General features: G+C 63.2%; 13 protein-coding genes. 5 read left to right on the forward strand and 8 right to left on the reverse strand.

The genetic code is table 11. From position 1 onward, the window contains the following. Positions 1-267 precede the first annotated feature (267 nt). From IFO71_RS03815 to nagE, 4 genes are all read left to right on the forward strand, one after another. Positions 268-2,982: a TonB-dependent receptor gene (locus tag IFO71_RS03815; RefSeq protein ID WP_192028212.1), complete on the forward strand. Its 2,715-nt coding sequence runs from the start codon at positions 268-270 to the stop codon at positions 2,980-2,982. 317 nt (positions 2,983-3,299) lie between these two features. Further along, positions 3,300-5,306 (forward strand): beta-N-acetylhexosaminidase, encoded by a 2,007-nt coding sequence (locus IFO71_RS03820; protein ID WP_192028213.1) that lies wholly within the window; start codon positions 3,300-3,302, stop codon positions 5,304-5,306. Continuing rightward, on the forward strand, positions 5,303-7,810 hold the full coding sequence (gene ptsP / locus IFO71_RS03825) for a phosphoenolpyruvate--protein phosphotransferase (RefSeq protein WP_192028214.1): 2,508 nt from the start codon (positions 5,303-5,305) through the stop codon (positions 7,808-7,810). The genes IFO71_RS03820 and ptsP overlap by 4 nt, the downstream gene beginning before the upstream one ends. Then, positions 7,807-9,450, forward strand: a complete 1,644-nt coding sequence (nagE, locus tag IFO71_RS03830; RefSeq protein ID WP_192028215.1) for an N-acetylglucosamine-specific PTS transporter subunit IIBC — start codon at positions 7,807-7,809, stop codon at positions 9,448-9,450. Before ptsP ends, nagE begins: the two co-directional genes overlap by 4 nt. Positions 9,451-9,532: 82 nt before the next feature. Here nagE and IFO71_RS03835 read toward each other — a convergent pair whose 3' ends face one another. From IFO71_RS03835 to IFO71_RS03855, 5 genes are all read right to left on the reverse strand, one after another. Further along, complete coding sequence (locus IFO71_RS03835; RefSeq protein ID WP_192028216.1) at positions 9,533-9,994, reverse strand: OsmC family protein; 462 nt, start codon at positions 9,992-9,994, stop codon at positions 9,533-9,535. Positions 9,995-10,172: 178 nt separating this feature from the next. Further along, positions 10,173-10,628 carry a thioredoxin TrxC gene (gene trxC, locus IFO71_RS03840; RefSeq protein WP_192028217.1) on the reverse strand — a complete coding sequence of 152 codons (456 nt, stop codon included), beginning with the start codon at positions 10,626-10,628 and terminating at the stop codon, positions 10,173-10,175. Next, on the reverse strand, positions 10,628-13,849 hold the full coding sequence (locus IFO71_RS03845; RefSeq protein WP_192028218.1) for an efflux RND transporter permease subunit: 3,222 nt from the start codon (positions 13,847-13,849) through the stop codon (positions 10,628-10,630). The genes trxC and IFO71_RS03845 overlap by 1 nt, the downstream gene beginning before the upstream one ends. Further along, the gene (locus IFO71_RS03850; protein WP_192028219.1) at positions 13,842-14,918 is read right to left on the reverse strand and encodes an efflux RND transporter periplasmic adaptor subunit; all 1,077 of its coding nucleotides are present in this window, start codon (positions 14,916-14,918) and stop codon (positions 13,842-13,844) included. Before IFO71_RS03850 ends, IFO71_RS03845 begins: the two co-directional genes overlap by 8 nt. Before the next feature lie 14 nt (positions 14,919-14,932). Continuing rightward, positions 14,933-15,145 carry a YgaP family membrane protein gene (locus IFO71_RS03855; protein ID WP_192028220.1) on the reverse strand — a complete coding sequence of 71 codons (213 nt, stop codon included), beginning with the start codon at positions 15,143-15,145 and terminating at the stop codon, positions 14,933-14,935. Positions 15,146-15,310: 165 nt separating this feature from the next. Between IFO71_RS03855 and IFO71_RS03860 the strand changes: the two genes are divergently transcribed. Beyond that, a complete protein-coding gene (locus IFO71_RS03860; RefSeq protein ID WP_192028221.1) occupies positions 15,311-15,643 on the forward strand; it encodes an ArsR/SmtB family transcription factor in 333 nt (110 codons plus the stop codon). 198 nt (positions 15,644-15,841) lie between these two features. Here IFO71_RS03860 and IFO71_RS03865 read toward each other — a convergent pair whose 3' ends face one another. The 3 genes from IFO71_RS03865 to IFO71_RS03875 all read right to left on the reverse strand — a co-directional run bounded on the left by IFO71_RS03865 (position 15,842) and on the right by IFO71_RS03875 (position 18,427). Continuing rightward, positions 15,842-16,126: a GIY-YIG nuclease family protein gene (locus IFO71_RS03865; protein WP_232371292.1), complete on the reverse strand. Its 285-nt coding sequence runs from the start codon at positions 16,124-16,126 to the stop codon at positions 15,842-15,844. A 747-nt stretch (positions 16,127-16,873) separates the two neighbouring features. After that, a complete protein-coding gene (locus tag IFO71_RS03870; RefSeq protein ID WP_192028223.1) occupies positions 16,874-17,500 on the reverse strand; it encodes a CoA transferase subunit B in 627 nt (208 codons plus the stop codon). Positions 17,501-17,698: 198 nt separating this feature from the next. Continuing rightward, on the reverse strand, positions 17,699-18,427 hold the full coding sequence (locus IFO71_RS03875) for a CoA transferase subunit A (RefSeq protein ID WP_192028224.1): 729 nt from the start codon (positions 18,425-18,427) through the stop codon (positions 17,699-17,701). Between the last annotated feature and the right edge of the window lie 257 nt (positions 18,428-18,684).

The following is an 18,684-nucleotide window of genomic DNA, read 5'->3' on the forward strand; positions in this document are numbered from 1 at the left end:
GTCGAATTTCAACACTGAACCAGCAGCGCGAGTGTGGTCAATAAATCATTGAGTTACAAAGCCAAGCCGCACTTATCTAAGACCACTTTGAGACCAATATAGCGAGTACGGCGAAAAATTGGTAGCTTTTTCTCGCCCACTGGTATTACAGTGGCATTGCATTGGTAGAGTAGCGTTCATCGTTCCGTACCGGCGCCAACCCTGGCGCGTCGTGTACGGGGTAAACAGCGTCGCCGCCTCAAAGCGGCTATAGCATCGGGGGCAACAATGATCTGCAAGCACAGCGCCATCGCGTCCGCCATCGCCATGGTTCTCTCTGGGGCCAGCTTCAACGTCAACGCGCAATCCAACCAGGAAGCTGAGGACGCCACACCAACCTTGGACTCTGTGGAAGTCCGGGGCATTCGCTCATCGCTGGAGAAGTCGATCGCCGGCAAGCGCGACAGCGACAACCTGGTCGAAGTGATTACCGCCGAAGACGTCGGCAAGATGCCGGACAAGAACGTTGCCGATTCGCTGCAGCGCGTACCGGGCGTGACCACGCAATCGCAATCCGGTGGATCGGGTGGTTTCGACGAGAACGATCGGGTCAGCCTGCGCGGCACCAATCCGAGCCTTACCCAGACCTTGATCAATGGACACTCGGTGGCTTCTGGCGACTGGTTCGTACTCGATCAGGTCGGCCTGGTCGGCCGCAGTGTCAGCTACGCCATGCTGCCGTCGGAAATCGTCGGCCAGGTGGTGGTACGCAAGTCGGCGACCGCCGATCTGACCGAAGGCGGCGTGGCCGGCTCGGTCGACATCATCACCCGCAAGCCGCTGGATTTCGGCGCTCAACTCACGGTTGAGGGCTCGGTGCAGGCGGTGTATGCCGACTTGCCGGACGAAATCGACCCGCAGATCAGTGCCCTGTTCAACTGGAAGAACGATAACAACACGTTTGGTGTGCTGTTGCAGGCCTTTTCGGAGAAGCGTCACCTGCGCCGCGACGGCCAGGAAATCCTCGGCTACGCGCAGATCTCCCCGACCAGCGCCCTGGCCCAGGCCGAACCGGCCCTGGCCAACGTCTATTATCCGACCTTGATCGGCTCGGCCCTGTTCGAGCAGGAACGTCACCGCAAGGGCGGTTTGCTGGAGCTGCAGCTGCGCCCGAACGACGATGTCGACATCAACCTCAGCCTGTTCAATTCCAAGCTCGACGCCACCAACTACAATCGCAACTGGATGTTTTGGGGCAGCCGGGTGATCGGCAGCGACAATCGCGTGCCGGACAGCTACACGGTACGCAATGGCACCCTGACCTCGGCCACCTGGGCCAATGTCGGCACGCCCGATGCGCCAGCGCAATACGCCATCGTCGACAACATCTACCGCCCCGGCGCCAATTCGCGCACCCGCTATGCCGACCTCGATGTCAGCTGGCGCGCCACCGACACCTTGGAACTGCATGCCAAGGCCGGCACCACCAAGGGCAACGGCGACACGCCAAAGCAGGCGGTGTTCGAGGGCGATGTGTTCAACACCGGTGCCAGCTATGCCTTCAACGGTATCTCCGGCCCCGCCGATGTGGCTTTCCCCAACGGCAACGTCGCGGACTTCACCGGCACGCGACTGGACTGGATCTTCGGCGCCAGTCCGGCACGCACCGTCGACAAGGAAGACTACGCCCAGTTCGATGGCGACCTGATGCTGAACAGCGATACCCTGCATAGCCTGGCGTTTGGTCTTCGCTGGGCCGAACACGAGCGCAGCACGCAACAGGTGGCGCAAGGCCCGCTGTTCTCGGCCGACCCGTTCAACCCGGATAATCTGCCCAACTGGAATGGCCAGACCTATCCTGGCGACTTCGGTGATCGACTGGGCGGCAACTTCCCACGCAATGTCTGGCAAATCCCCGCCTCTGAGTTGGAACGCTGGGGCGATATCTACAGCAATCGCGACCCGGTCACGCGCCAGTTCTGGCCCGGCGAATTCGCCCTGGAGGAAACCAGCAAGGCCGCCTATGCCATGCTCAACTTTGGCGGTGAACGCTGGAGCGGCAACGCCGGCCTGCGCTTCGTCCGCACTGAAGAGCGCGTAAGAGTCAATGTAGCGATTCCGGGTGATGTCTGCGCCGCCCTGGCGCCCTGCCCCGATGTACCGGGCGCCATCACCACCTCGGCCTTTGGTTCGTTCTATCAGTCGGTGATCGCCAACGACTACAACGACGTGTTGCCCAGCGCCAACTTCCGCTTCGATGTCAACGAGGACGTAGTGGCACGTCTGGCCGTCTCACGCACCTTGTCGCGCCCGGACTTCAGCGCCCTCGGCGGCGCCCTGACCGCCGACGACACCACCAACACCGGCAATGGCGGCAACCCGAACCTGAGCCCGATTACCTCCGACAACTTCGATGCCGCCATCGAGTGGTACTACTCACCACGCTCACTGGTCTCGGCGACGCTGTTCTATATGGATCTGCATGACTACGTCAGCTTCGGCACCTATCAGACCGACCTGCTGAATATCCGCACCGGGCAATTCGAAACCTACACCATCTCCGCTCCGGTGAATGCCGATGGCAAGGTGCAGGGCCTGGAGCTGAACTGGCAGACACCGATCGGTGAGTACTTCGGCCTGTGGGCCAACTACACCTACGCCGATGCCGAGGAAGACAGCGGCGATGATCTGGTCGGCGCCTCGAAGAACACCTACAACCTGGGTGCCTACTTCGAGAACGACCGCTTCAACGCCCGCGTCGCCTACACCTATCGTTCCGACTTCTTTGTCGGCCTGGATCGCAGCTCACCGCAGTATCAGGACGAAACCGACACTCTGTCGGCCTCGCTTAGCTATCGGATCAATGATCGCCTCAGCCTGCACCTGGAAGGTCTGAACCTCAATGACCCGATCCTGAAGTACTACGGCCAGAACGAAGACCAACCACGCGCCTTCTACAGCAATGGTCGACAGTACTACTTCGGTTTCCGCTTCAAGTTGTGAGCCGGGGCGGGCGGTGGCAAACGGAATTGCCCCGCCCGCGGCGGGTGATTTGGCCGGCTGAAGCTTGAGCGCAGGCCGGTTTGTCTCCCCTTGCAAGCATCGCTCGGAGGGGAAGGTTGAAGCAGCAGCCCCTCACCCCAATCCCTCTCCCTCCAGGGGAGAGGGGCTCTAGAGCAAGAGCTACACTCACGCACACCATGCAACGAATCCCTTCCCCCGCAGCAGTGCCCCCAGGTCGACGCGGACGTCGCGGTCTGGGATTTGCCCTGCTACTGGCGGCACATACAGCTCCTGCCGCCAGCCTCGAGCCGCCCCTGGTGCCGCGACCAGCGGCGCTCACCTGGTTGCAGGGAGAGCTGCCGGCAACCGCGGTCAATACGGTGGCCGCCGGCCAGCATGCCGAGGCCGCGCACGTGTTGATGCGCTTTGCCGACCGCTTGTGCGGCCAACGCCTGCAGCTCGCTGAAACTGGCAGTTCGGCGGACATCGCTCTGCTTCAAGCGGAGCTCGGCGCCGACGCCGGCGAAGCCTACCGCCTGCGCATCGATTCGCAGGGTATTCAGCTGCAAGCCGCCAACTCGGCGGGCATGCGCTACGCCGCGCTGACCGCAGCACAGCTGCTGTGCTGGAAGCAAAACGCATCGCTGCCGGCCATGCTGATCGAGGATGCACCGCAGTTCGCTTGGCGCGGCGCCATGCTGGATTCAGCCCGGCATTTTCAGAGCATCGGCTATATCAAGCGCTTTCTCGATGCCATGGCCCTGCACAAGCTCAACGTCTTCCACTGGCATCTGACCGATGACCAGGCCTGGCGGCTGGAGATCAAGCGCTACCCGAAACTGACCGAGGTCGGCGCCTGGCGCGTACCGGCCGGGGCCGGCCAACAGGATATCGACCCGGCCACCGGTGAAGCTCGACGTTATGGGGGTTTCTATACCCAGGCCGACGTGGCTGAGCTGATCGCTTACGCCGCCGACCTGGGCATCCAGGTGGTGCCGGAAATCGATATGCCCGGGCACGCCAGCGCAGCGATCGCCGCCTATCCCGAATTGGCGGCCGTGCCCGGCAGTGTGACCGAGGTGCCGGCCGACTGGGGCATTTACCAGAACCTGTTCACCTTGGAAGAGCACGGCTTCGTCTTCCTCCAGCAGGTACTGGACGAAGTCGCCGCCCTGTTTCCCTCGCCCTATCTGCATGTCGGCGGCGATGAAGTGCAGCCCGACCAATGGCTGGCCAGTGCCCGCGGCAAGCAGCTGCTAGAGACCTTGCCCGGCGATGATCCCCACCGTCTGCAGGCCTGGTTCACCGAGCGCATCGCCCGTCATGTCGAATCACGTGGCAAGCGACTGATCGGTTGGGATGAAATCCTCACACCCGGACTGGCGCCGAACGCGGTAGTGATGAGCTGGCGCGGGATCGAGGGTGGCATCGCCGCCGCCAAGCAAGGGCACGACGCCGTGTTGTCACCCTGGCCCACCCTGTACTTCGACAACCAGCAATCCAGCGCGATTGACGAGCCACCGGGTCGCTTGCGCAGCATCGATCTGGCCACGGTCTATGGCTTTCAAGCATTGCCGCCAGCCCTCAACGCAGAGCAACGCAAGCGACTGCTGGGCATTCAGGGCAACCTATGGACTGAACATATCCGCACTGAACGGCGCGTTTCCCATATGGGTTTTCCGCGCCTTGCGGCGGTCGCCGAACTGGGCTGGAGCGCGGCCGAGCGGCGCGACTTCGCGCAGTTCCGAAAGCGCCTCAAGGGCTTCTTTGCCCACTATGCCGCCGTGGGTATCGGTGCAGCCAATCCGTTCGCTGCCGCTGAGCCATCCGCCACACCGACCGCCGCGCCAGCACCGACACCAAGCCTGCAACGCCACAGTCGCGAGTTGACGCTTTGCACCGAGAACATCGCTCTGGGTCTGGAAGATGATGCGCCGATTCACGGCCCACGGGCGGTGTTTGCCGTCGATATCCAGAATCCCTGCTGGCGCTGGCCGGGAATCGATCTTAGCCAGCCGATGCGTTTGCGTGCGCGGGTTGGCCAGGTGCCATTCAATTTCCAGATCGGCGCGGCGAAGGACGCCATACGATTGGCTCAGCCGCACTACCAGGGCGGCGAACTGCTGGTCCTTGCCGAGCACTGCGAGGGCGAGCCCTTGGCCCGCCTGCCGCTGGGCAGCGCGGCGCGCAACGATGGCGTGAGCACCCTGGCCTCGATCAATCTGCCTGTTCTGGGGCGCGATGCCGATCTTTGTTTCCGCTTTGCCCAACCCACGCTCGATCCCTTGTGGGTGATCGAGCAGGTGCAACTGGAGCCTCGATGATCCGACTGCAAATCAAAGCACCGCTGGCCGGCTGGGCCATGGCCCTGAGCGACGTACCCGACCCGGTGTTCGCCGATGGCATGGCCGGCGATGGCGTGGCCATCGATCCGACCAGCGAACTGCTCTGTGCGCCCTGCGCGGGCGAAGTCCTGCCGCTCAGTGCCGCCGCCCAGCACGCGATCAGCCTGCGCATCGCCCCCGGAGCCGACCTGTTGATGCACGTTGGCATCGATACCGTGGCGCTGAACGGACAAGGCTTCGAGTGTCTGGTGCAGGTCGGGCAACGGGTAGAAGTCGGCCAGGCCCTGCTGCGCTTTGATCTGCAGGCCCTGGTCGAACGCGCACCGAGCGCGGTCACTCCGATCATCCTGGCCGCGGCCGGCAAGGTGGTCAGTCGCCAGATCAAGCGCGCCGTTGCCGTCGGCGATGAGCTGATGGAACTGCTGGTGGAGTCTTCGGCGACTACCCAGGATCAGGCCTGCGGCCCGCGCCTGACGCGGCAATTCAACGTGCCGTTCGAACACGGGCTGCACGCCCGCCCGGCGGCACAGATCGTAGCGGCGATGCGCGGCTTCCACGCCCAGCTCAGCCTACGGGCGCACGGGCGCACCGCCGCCCTCAACAGCACCGTCGCCCTGATGGCACTCGGACTGCGCTGCGGCGAGACGGTCGAGGTGGATGCCAGCGGCGAGCAAGCCAGCGCCGCGCTTGATGCGCTGGCCGGCCTGCTGGCGCCGGCGACGCTGCTGGCGCCGCCGAGCGCCAGGCCCGGCAAGCCCGCCACACTGCCAAGCAACGCTTCGATATCGGCGGTCACTGCCGTGCACGGCAAGGCACTGGGCGTGGCCATGCCGCTGCTGGCGGAAGAGCAGGACATCGTCGAACAGGCGAGCGCCGAGGAAGATTCCGCAACCCTGTTGCAGTCGGCGAAACGATCTGTATTGGATCACCTGCAACACATGCTGGCAGGCGCGCACGGTGAGCAGGCCGATATCCTCGCCGCTCACCTCGAACTGCTGCAGGATCCGCAACTGCAGGACGAGGCCGAGCGTCGCATCACTGAGGGCAAGTCCGCCGCCTTTGCCTGGCGTGCAGCCACCCGCGCGGTCTGTGCCGAGCTGAATGCCCTGGCCGATCCGCATCTGCGCGCCCGCGCCGCCGATCTGCGTGACCTCGAGCGACAGGTGCTGCGGGTGCTGGCCGGCGAGGCGGTGGATGCCAAGCGCGAGCTGCCGGCGCAATCGATCGTCATTGCCGATGAGCTGTTGCCGTCGGAATTCATGCGTCTGGAATTGAGTCAGCTCGCCGGCATCGTCATGGCCCGTGGCGGCTCGACCTCGCATGTCGCCATCATGGCCGCCTCACGCGGCATCCCGACCCTGGTCGCAGCCGGACGCGCCGTGCTGGCGATCGAAACCGGCACGCCCTTGATCCTCGATGGCGACACCTGCACCCTGCACATCGATCCACCCAGCGCCAAACGCGATGCCGTCAGCCGCAGTCTCAAGCAGCAGGCCGAACGCGAACGCGCCGAGCTGGCTGCTGCCCGCGCCCCCTGCCTGAGCCTGGACGGTGTCGCCATCCGCGTGCTGGCCAATATCAGCTCGCTGGAGGAAGCCGAGCGTGCCGCCGCGCGCGGCGCGGAAGGCTGTGGACTGCTGCGCAGCGAGTTCCTCTATCTGGACCGCCGTCAGGCACCGGACGAATCGACCCAGAAGCGCGAGTACCTGGCCTTTGCCAAGGCCCTCGGCGAGTTGCCGCTGACCATTCGCACCCTGGATGCCGGCGGCGACAAGCCGATCGCCTACCTGCCGCTGCCAGCCGAAGACAATCCGGCACTGGGCCTGCGCGGCGTGCGCACCGGGCTGCGCCATCCCGATATTCTGAACACGCAGTTACGCGCACTGCTGGAACTGAAGCGCGCCGAGCAGATTCGCATCCTGATTCCAATGGTCAATGACCCTGACGAGTTGAGCCAGATTCGCGATCGCCTCGATGCCCTGGCCGGTGAAATCGGCCTGGAGCAACAACCGGCCCTGGGCGTGATGATCGAAACCCCGGCCTCGGCCCTGCTGGCAGCAGAGCTTCTGCGCGAAGCTGATTTCCTCAGCATCGGCAGCAATGATCTGTCGCAGTATGTGCTGGCCATGGATCGCGGCCACGCCGAACTCGCCGCCCGACTCGACGGCCTGCACCCAGCGGTGCTGCGACTGATGGCCGAGGTGGCGCGGGCCGGCGCCGAGGCCGGCAAGAAGGTATCGCTGTGCGGCGGTCTGGCCGCTGATCCGCAGGCACTGCCGATTTTGCTGGGCCTTGGTCTGCGGGAACTATCGGTGGTGGTCAGCGCGGTGCCGCGACTGAAAGCACAGGTGCGGCGATTGGCCTTGGCCGACTGTGAAGCCCTGGCACGGCAGGCATTGGCTAAGTCCAGCGCCCATCAGGTGCGTGAGCTGCTCCGCCACTGGCAACCCAGCACACTCGCCACTCTGGAGAATGTCGGATGAAGAAGCTGATCGACGCCAGCCAGCAGCTGGGCCGGGCCCTGATGCTGCCGATCGCCGTACTACCGGTGGCCGGCCTGCTCTTGCGCTTCGGCCAACCCGACCTCCTTAACATGCCCTTTGTTGCAGCGGCCGGCGATGCCATCTTCGCCCACCTAGGTCTGCTGTTTGCCATCGGCGTGGCGGTGGGCCTGGCCAAGGAAAACCACGGCGCCAGCGGCCTGGCCGGCGTGGTCGGCTTCCTGGTCGCCAGCGAAGGCGCCCGAGCGATCCTGCAGGTGCCGGCCGCCGACATGGCCAAGCTTGGCGTGCCCCTGGGCATCGTCAGCGGCCTGATCGCCGGCCTGTTGTACAACCGCTACGGCGAGATTCGCCTGCCCAGCTATCTGGCCTTCTTCGGCGGTCGTCGCTTTGTGCCGATTGCCTCCGGCCTCTGCGCCCTGGGTGTCGCTGCGGTGGTCGGTTTCGCCTGGCCGGCCTTAACCAGCGGTATGGATGCCCTGAGCCAGGCCGTGGTGTCCTCCGGCGAAATCGGATTGTTTGCCTATGGCGTGCTGAACCGAGTCCTGATCGTCACCGGCCTGCACCATATCCTCAACAACCTGGCCTGGTTTGTGATCGGCGATTTCGGCGGCGCCAGTGGTGACCTGAAACGCTTCTTCGCTGGCGATCCGGCCGCCGGCGCGTTCATGTCAGGCTTTTTCCCGGTGATGATGTTCGGCCTACCCGCTGCCTGTCTGGCGATGTATCGCAGTGCCAAGCCCCAACGCCGCCCGGCGGTGGCCGGCCTGTTCGTGTCCATGGCACTGACCAGCTTTCTCACTGGCGTTACCGAGCCGATCGAGTTCAGCTTCATGTTTCTGGCACCGGCCCTGTATGCCGTGCATGCGGTGCTGACCGGCGCCTCGATGGTGACCATGGATCTGCTCGGCGCCAAGCTCGGTTTCAGCTTTTCCGCCGGCGCCTTCGACTACCTCCTCAACTTCAATCGCGCCACCCGGCCCTGGCTGCTGCTGCCGGTGGGAGCGGTGTATTTCGGCCTGTACTACGGCCTGTTCCGCTGGTGCATCGTCCGCTTCAATCTGCGTACACCGGGCCGCGAACCCGACAATCTCGACTCGACACCAATCACCACCCAAGCGGCAGGTTCAGCCGGCGACGACTTCGTGCGGGCACTGGGTGGCGCGGCGAACCTGCGCTCAGTGGATGCCTGCACCACCCGTTTGCGCCTGCTGCTGAATGATCGCGAGGCGGTCAGCGCCGAACAACTCAACGCGCTGGGCGCGCGCGGCATGATCAAGGTCGGCAGCGATGGTCTTCAAGTCGTGCTCGGCCCGATCGCCGATCAGGTCGCCACCGACATACGGCGCGCGATGGCTACGTCCGCTCAGCGCACACCGACGCCGGTGGCATCATCGAAGGCAGCGGACATCGCAGCGACCACGTCCGACAGCGCCGCGCGCTGTGCCTCAGGTCGCCTGATGGTGCGCGATGCCGAGTTCGCTCACGTCGACAGCGACAAGCTGAGCGACCTCGGCGTACGCGCCATCGCCCGCCTGCCGAACGGCTGGGTGCACCTTCTGCATCCCGAGCCCGAGCAGCTGCTTGCCAAACTTGGCGGATCCGCAGCGCGGAGCCATTGAGCACCTTCATTCCGCTACAGCCGCGACGCTCGGAATTGGTGGGCGACAGCCCACCCTTGTGGCTACAAGGCCGGCAACGGAATCAGGTGACGCCATGCAGCAGCTTACCGTCGGCATCTGCAACGCTAACATTCACTTCCACCCCATGCCGCACCGATTCGGTTACCACGCAGAACTGCTCAAACTGGGCCAGGATCCGATCTAGATTGGCATAGCTGTCGGCCGACTCCGGCAGACGAATCTCGGCATCGATCTTCTCCACTCGCAGTCGCCCGGCCTCGTTACGCCCCAGAGTGGCCTTGGCCCGGGTGTGCAGTTTTCCCGGCTGATTCTTGAACTTGCGCAACGCGAACAGCAGGCTGGCGCTCATGCAGTTGGCTACTGCGGCAGTAAGCAGACGCGAGGGATTGGGCCCCTGACCGCCGCCCAAGGGTTCAGGCTCGTCGCTGAACAGATCCGGCGCGGCGGTATCGTCGAACTGGATGCGAAATACGTAGTCCTGCTCCTGTTCAACGGTGATGGTGAATTCCTGGGTTTCCGACATGTGCTGATCGCCCTTTTCGCGCTGCGTTGAAAACGCACCAAACAGTTAATGAACGTCTGAACAAGTCCATCCTGGACCTTTCAGACGCGAGCTTCGCTCGAATCCGCTGATCAGCCACTTGTGATCGCAGCGGTGCATCCGTGCACCGCGGGAATCTCTGAACGTGTTCACAGATTCCTCAAGAAAAATGCTCGTGCAATGCGCGTTGAGCGAACTGTACGATCTGGCCCGCCGGCATCGCTCCGGACTGTCGTGCCAGTTCCTGACCTTGATGAAAAAGGATCATGGTGGGAATGCTGCGAATGCCGAACTGTGCGCCCAGCTGCGGCACCGCCTGGGTGTCGACCTTGGCCAGATGCACCCAGGGCTCAAGCGTTTGCGCGGCCTGGGCAAAGGCCGGCGCCATCGCCAGACAGGGCCCGCACCAGGGCGCCCAGAAATCGACCAGCAAGGGTAGATCCGAGCGCTGCGCATGGGCGTCGAAGTTGTCCGCATCAAGGGCAAAGGGCTCACCGGCAAACATCGCCTTGTGGCAGCGGCCGCAGCTCGGATGCTGCTCAAGCTTGGCCTGCGGAAAGCGGTTCAGGGTATGGCAGTGCGGACAGGCCAGCAGCAGCAGTTCGTCGTCGCTCATCAGTGCGCCTCGCGCCGTCGTAGATAAACGTAATACAGCAGGGGAATCACCACCAAGGTTAACAAGGTGGAGACCAGAATGCCGAAGATCAAGGCAATGGCCAGTCCGTTGAAGATCGGGTCGTCCAGGATGAACATCGCGCCGGCCATGGCCGCCACGGCGGTCAGTGCAATCGGCTGCGCCCGCACGATGCAGGCATCGATCACCGCCTGCTCCAGCTCCTGCCCACGCTGCAACGCCTGGTTAATGAAGTCGACCAGAAGAATGGAATTGCGCACGATGATGCCAGCCAGAGCGATCATGCCGATCATGCTGGTGGCGGTGAACTGCGCACCCAGCAAGGCGTGCCCCGGCATCACTCCGATCACAGTCAGCGGAATCGGCGCCATGATAATCAGCGGTACGGCATAGCTTCTGAACTGTGCCACCACCAGCAGATAGATCAGCAGCATGCCAGCGGCGTAGGCGATGCCCATGTCACGGAAGGTTTCATAGGTGATCTGCCATTCGCCATCCCACTTGATGGCGAAGCTGTCCTGACTGGGCTGGGCAAAGAAGTGCTGCTCGATGGACTGGCCGTCGATACCGCTATCGGCAATCTGCGCCACCAGATCGAACATGCCGTACAAGGGGCTGTCCAGATCGCCGGCCTCATCACCGGTGACATACACCACCGGCTGCAGATCCTTGTGGTGGATGGCCGGCTCCCACTGCAAGCGCTCTACCACCACCAGTTCCGACAAGGGCACCAGTCGGCCGCTGATCGAACTCACTCGCAAGGCCAACAATTGATCCAACGAAGCCTGGTCACCAGCCGGCACGCGCAGACGCACCGGCACCGGATACTTGGAGGCACCGTCACGCAGATAGGTGGCGTCGATGCCGCTGACTGCCGCGCGCAGGGTATCGGCGATCGCTGCCTGGGTTACACCGAGCCGGGCGGCGCGCTGGCGATCGACCACCAGGCGCTCACGCGCAGCGGCGCGCTCCACCGTGGTATCGACATCCACCACGCCTGCGGTGTCGGCGAACCTGGCCTGCAAGGCCAGCGCCAACTCGCGAGCCCGCGCGGTGTCAGGACCGTAGATCTCAGCCACCAGCGGCGCCATCACCGGCGGCCCCGGCGGCACCTCCACAACCTTCAGCGATGCACCATAGCCAGCAGCGATCTCGGCCAGGGCCGGACGCAGGGCGCGAGCGATTTCATGACTCTTGCGCGAGCGTTCCGACTTGTCGACCAGATTGACCTGAAGATCACCGACATTCGCCCCTTCGCGCAGATAGTACTGCCGCACCAAACCATTGAAATTGACCGGCGCCGAGGTGCCGGCATAGCCCTGGTAACTGGTCACTTCGGGCTCACGCTGAATCACCGTCAGCAGATCCAGCAGCAGAGCATTGGTCTGTTCCAGGGTGCTGCCTTCGGGCATATCCACCACCACCTGGAACTCCGACTTGTTGTCGAACGGCAGCATCTTCAACACTACCAGTTTGGCCGCCGCCAGTGCCACCGACAGCCCCAGCGCCAGCAGGATGGCAATCAGCAGGCCCCAGCGTCGGCGCGCGCCACGCTGAGGATGCAGGAATGGCCCCATCACCCGATGGAACAACACGTGCAATCTGCTATTAAGGCCCTCTCCCGCCAGGGGAGAGGGGTGCAAGACATGCGCACGCAACAACTTCAACGCCAGGTACGGAGTAATCGTCAACGCCACCCCCAAGGACAACAGCATTCCAGCCGAGGCATTGATCGGAATCGGTCGCATGTACGGCCCCATCAGCCCGCTGACAAAGGCCATGGGCAAGAGCGCGGCAATCACGGTGAAAGTAGCGAGGATGGTCGGGCTGCCGACCTCATCGACCGCCAGCGGAATCGCTTCGAGCAGCGGCTTGCCGCCGTCCTGCATGTGCCGATGAATGTTCTCGACGATCACGATGGCGTCGTCCACCAGGATGCCGATCGAAAAGATCAAGGCAAACAGGGACACCCGATTGATGGTGAAGCCCATCGCCCAACTGGCGAACAGGGTCAGGGCCAAGGTGATGATCACCGCGGCTCCAACCACCAGGGCCTCACGCCAGCCCAGCGCCAGCAGCACCAGCAGCACCACCGCAGCCGTGGCAAAGATCAGCTTCTCGATCAGCTTCAGGGCTTTGTCATTGGCGGTCTGACCATAGTCGCGAGTGACCTCGACCTGCACGCCGCTTGGAATCAAGGTGCCCTGCAACGCTTGCAGACGATGGCGAATCACCGAAGTGATATCGGCCGCGTTGGCACCCGGCTGCTTGGCGATCGCGATCGTTACGGCCGGCGCCAGACCGGTGGCCGGCGCAGCGCTGGATGACGCGCGCGGCACGCCGTGCCAGACATAGGCGACGGGCAGATCGGCGCCGGCGCGTACTTCAGCCACATCAGATAGCAGCAAGGGCCTGCCCTCCTGCAATCCCACCACCAGTTCCGCCACTTGCTGGGCATCAGCGAGATAGGTGCCGACGGTTAGTGGCCGTTGACCTTCGGCGCTGACCCGTTCTCCGGCTTGCTGCACCAGGTTTGCCGCCTGCAGTGCGGCGGCCAGATCGTGCAGGGCGATGCCGTAGCTGGCCAGCTTCGTAGCATCAAGTTCCACCACCACAGCGCGCTGTGGGTCGCCGATGGTGTAGACATCGCGAGTGCCGGCCACTCGCTTGAGCTCGGTTTCCAGGCTGTGTGCCACTTCGCCCAGCTCGGTGGCCCCGCGTGCAGGATCATCGGTCCACAGGGTCAGGCTCATCACCGGCACGTCATCAATGCCCATCGGTCGCACCAGGGGCTGCCCGACGCCCAGACCCGGCGCGGCCCAGTCGGCATTGGAGAACACCTGATTGTACAACCGCACAATGGCGTCGGCGCGCTTGATGCCGACGCTGAACTCCACAGTCAGCACGGCCATGCCCGGCCGCGACAGCGAGTACACGTGCTTGACGCCCTCGATTTCCGACAGCACCTGCTCCAGCGGATAGCTGACCAGATTTTCAACATCCTCCGCGGGTGCCCCGGGAAAGGGAACAAACACGTTGGCCATGGTGACGTCGATCTGCGGCTCTTCCTCGCGCGGCGTGATCAGCACCGCGATCAGACCAAGCAACAGGGCAGCCAGCGCCAGGATCGGCGTCAGTGGATTGGCCTGAAAGGCGCTGGCCAGGCGACCAGACACCCCCATTCTTGGCGTGATGTCAGTCATGATCGGCTCCGCGTCGTCGATCAGCCGCGAACTGCAAGGCGGCCAGCGGATCCAGGGCAATGCGCTCGCCTTCGCTCAGACCCGACAGCACTTCCACCTGATCCTCGAATCGATGACCGAGGCGCAGTTGCCGCAGCTTTACCGCGGCCTCGCCCACCACATACACCGCAGACACTTCACTGCGCTGCAGCAGGGCGCTGGCGGGAATCAGCATGCGCGACTCGGTGCCCAGTGCGAAGGCCACCTTGACCGTCATGCCCGGGGTAAGACCGGTCTCGGCCTCGGGCAATTCGACTCGTACGCTGAAACTGTGGGTGCTGGGATCGGCGTACGGAAACACCGTCACCTTGCTCGCCTCAACCCGACGACCCTGCGGCAGCAGCAACGCGGCCTTGCCATGCTGGCGAATCGCGGTTACGTCCGACTGCGGAATCTGCACGTTAAGCCGAAGCTGATTGAGCGACAGCCCAGAGATCAATGGTTGACCTGGCCGAACGGTTTCGCCCACCTCCACATGGCGGGCGGTGACGATGCCCGAGTACGGCGCCTTGACTACCGTGTAATCAAGCTGTTCCTCAGCGGCCTTGCGCGCCGCCTGCGTCGCTTGCAACTGCGCCTGCGCAGCGGCGCGACGTGCGGTGGCCTGATCGAACTGGGCGCGCGACACCAGCTTGCGGCCGTAGACTTCTTCGATGCGACGAAACTCAGCATCGGCCTCGGCAAAGCCGGCCTCCGCCGCACGCAGAGCCGCCTCGGCCTGGCGCTGTGCGGCGGCCTGCTCGACATCAGTAAAGCGCACCACTACCTCGCCGGCATTGACGTAGTCGTTGACGTCGAATGGCAGCTCCAGCACTCGTCCCGCTGTCTGCGCCGACAGCGTGGCCTGATTGACCGCCTCGACCACACCATCCCAGACCCGCTCGCGCTGTGCCGCGGTCGAGGACACGGTAGCGGTTGCAAACGGCACATCTGCCAATGGCGTGCTGGGTGGCACGGCCTGTTCGTGCGAGCAGGCACTCAGGGCCAACAGTGCCGGCAGCAGATAAAGGAAGACTCGCGGCAGGGACATGTCGATGCTCTCGCTCAGGTTTGCGGACAGAAGGCACAACCCGGCTTGATACCGAGTCGGGCGAATACGATGGCCGCCGGACAGAAGCCGCTGAAGGCCGATTGCAGCAGATTGAGACCGACGAAAGCGGTCAGCAACAGCCACCAGGGCGACCACCATTGCGCCAGCAAGAGACTGAGCAGCACCATGGCGCCGGCCAGGGCGAATACCGCGCGATCGATGTTCATGGCATACCCCGTTAGTTTAGACAATGCTAATGTAATGGATTCGAATATTAGATTCAACTAAACTAACGAAGCGGATTCAGGTGCGGTTGGCCCGACGCCAGGCGGGTGTCGTGCATACACCGGCGCGACACGCCTGACTCCCCGAACCCTCAGCAGTGAAATCTCATGACCAAGAAGCAGGCAGGCAACTCGATCCAATCCGCGGCGGCCGAGATGCGCGCCCATGCCGGCGACGCCGCACGGCTGCTGAAGGCCCTGGCCAATGATCGCCGCCTGCTGGTGTTGTGCATGCTGGCCGAAGGCGAACGCGCGGTGGGCGAGTTGAACGCCATGTTGGATCTGTCGCAATCAGCGCTATCGCAGCATCTTGCCGTGCTGCGCGAAGAGGGCCTGGTCAACACCCGACGAGAAGCGCAGACGATCTACTATTCGCTGACCGAAGGGCCAGTACGCGACATTATCGGCGTGCTGCACAAGACCTATTGTCAGGTGCCGTAGGTGTTCAGACATGTTCAGCTGGCTTCGACAAGCTCAGCCAGCGCATCCTCCAGCCTCAGCGCGTCAGACGCTTGCTCGTCGAAGCCAGCCGAACCACCGGCCCGGTGCACCAGACGCTGGCTGAGCTTGTCGAAGTCAGCTGAACGTAGCCAGCAAGGTAGAACCTCACAGGAATCACATCGATAGCATCGATTCGCCTCAATCGTGCCCTGGTGCGCTACGAAACTTCGCCAGTGTCGGCAATTGATCATGCTGCCCGTCGATCAATGCAAGTTTTTTCCTGCGGCTCCATCCTTGAATCTGCTTCTCTCGCAGAAACGCTTCTTCAATGCTGTCGGTCTCCTCGACGTAGACCAACTCAAACGGCCTTCGCTTGGCGACAAATCGCGCACCGCCCTCGTGTTCGTGACGCCACAGGCGCTGCTCGAGATTCCACGTGCTGCCGGTATAGAAGCTGCCGTCCGCGCAACGGAGGATGTACATGAATGGCATCAGCGCTTGCAGGCTGCAGGAGTCGCCAGAGCATAGCGAAACACGGCGTGCCGCGCTCGGGTACCCAAGGCATGCGCAAAGGTTCGGCTGGCTTCGACAAGCTCAGCCAGCGCAAGCACGAGCCTCAACGCGTCAGACGCTGGCTGAGCTCGTCGACGCCAGCCAAACCACCAGCCCGGTGCGTCAGACGCTGGCTGAGCGTGTCGAAGCCAGCTGAACGTAGCCAGCAAGGTTGAACCTCACAGGGAACACCCGCACAGCGTCGATTCCCCTTGATTCATCTCGCTGCACGATGACGCTTCGCTAACTAATAGCAGGCCAACGATGCTGCGTAGGCGAGTACCCGAGGTGGTCGCAGTGTTCGGCTGGCTTCGACAAGCTCAGCCAGCGCAAGCACGACCCTCAACGCGCCAGACGCTGGCTGAGCTCGTCGAAGCCAGCTGAACGTAGCCAGCAAGGTTGAACGTCACAGAAATCACATCGATAGCATCAATTCGTCCTGCTTCGTCTCGCTGGCCTTTGTCACCTTGCTGACTGACAGCGGCCCAATGGTACAGCGTTAGCGAAAACCCCAAAGTGTTCGCAATTGCTCGGCTGGCTTCGACAAGCTCAGCCAGCGCATCCTCCAGCCTCGGCGCGTCAGACGCTTGCTCGTCGAAGCCAGGCAAACCACCGGCCCGGTGCACCAGACGCTGGCTGAGCGTGTCGAAGCCAGCTGAGTCATGCCAAGCACTTCGATCAATGCACCTGGCAACCCGTCTTCTCGGCGATTTCTTCCTTGCTTACGCCCGGCGCCAGCTCCACCAGTTTCAGTCCGTTGTCGGTGACATCCAACACACCGAGTTCGGTGATGATCCGATCGACCACACCCACACCGGTCAACGGCAGGGTGCACTCCGGCAGGATCTTGTGGTCGCCAACCTTGGCGGTGTGCTCCATCAACACCACTACACGTTTCACCCCAGCTACCAGGTCCATCGCGCCGCCCATGCCCTTGACCATCTTGCCGGGGATCATCCAATTGGCCAGATCGCCTTTCTCGGTGACCTGCATGGCGCCCAAAATGGCGAGATCGATATGCCCGCCACGAATCATGGCAAAGCTGTCGTGCGAGCCAAAATAGCTGGCACCGGCGCGCGCGGTGACGGTTTGCTTGCCGGCATTGATCAGATCGGCATCGACTTCCGCGTCGGTGGGAAACGGCCCGATACCGAGCAAACCATTCTCCGACTGCAACCAAACGTCCATGCCCTCAGGGATAAAGTTGGCCACCAGGGTGGGTAGGCCAATACCGAGATTGACGTAAGCGCCGTCGGTGAGCTCCTTAGCGGCGCGCTGCGCCATTTCATCGCGATTCCAAGCCATGTTGTTCTCCGTAGGGCGGGCCCTGGCCCGCCGAATTGCGTCGTCGCTGGCGACCACGCTTATCAATGTGTTGGGTTCTCGTCAGCTTCATTGGCGGGCCTGGGCCCGCCCTACGACTACGTCGCTTATCAATGTGTTGAGTGACTTTCAGCTAGCGCGGCGAAACCGGCCCGCTCCATCGGCGGGTCAAGATCCGCCCTACGCCGCTCGCGTGGTGCGCTGTTCGATGCGCTTCTCTGGCGCAGCATTCAACACGATGCGATCGACGTAGATGCCGGGCAGGTGGACCTGATCTGGATCGATCTCGCCCACTTCAACGATCTGTTCAACCTCGGCGACGCAGATCCTGCCAGCCATCGCGCAGGCGGGGTTGAAATTGCGTGCAGTCTTGCGGAACAACAGGTTGCCGGCCTTGTCGGCCTTCCATGCCTTGACCAAAGAAACATCGGCCTGCAGCGCAGTTTCCATCACATACCAGTGCTCGCCGAACTGCCGCGTCTCCTTGCCTTCGGCTACCACGGTACCGTAGCCGGTACGGGTGAAGAAGGCCGGGATGCCAGCGCCGCCGGCGCGCAGACGCTCGGCCAAGGTGCCCTGCGGATTGAACTCCAGCTCCAGCTCACCGGCCAGGAACTGCCGCTCAAACTCCTTGTTCTCGCCGACGTAGGATGAAATCATCTTCTTGATCTGCCGCGTGCTCAGCAGCTGACCCAGACCAAAGCCGTCGACCCCAGCGTTGTTCGAAATCACCGTCAGCCCCTTGACCGCCGAATCACGCAGCGCGGCGATCAGCGCTTCGGGAATTCCGCACAGACCAAAGCCACCTACAGCCAAGGTCTGGCCATCGGCCACCAGGCCCTTCAAGGCTTCGTCGGCGCTCGGAAACACCTTGTTCTTGCCGCCCGCAGCGGCCGCTTGCTGAGTCATTCCATTCCCTCCAGGAAAAGCTGCGCCGATTCTAACCGCTTGTGCGCTGCAGCATAGTGTCCGAAAGGGCAGTCGCAGGTGGCCGGGCCGGGGTTGCTTGCGCCTGGTGTGTGTCTGTCCAGCCTCATACGTAGCTTCGCCCGACCCTCTCCCCCGCCCCCTCTCCCGGTGGGAGAGGGGAGCAGAGCGGCGGCGCCCCAATCGCTCTCTGTGGTGGGGGAGAGTTGGGGAGCGGGGATGGCAGCCCTTGATACAAG

This window comes from Pseudomarimonas arenosa, from assembly GCF_014841215.1.
GTDB lineage: Bacteria > Pseudomonadota > Gammaproteobacteria > Xanthomonadales > Xanthomonadaceae > Pseudomarimonas > Pseudomarimonas arenosa.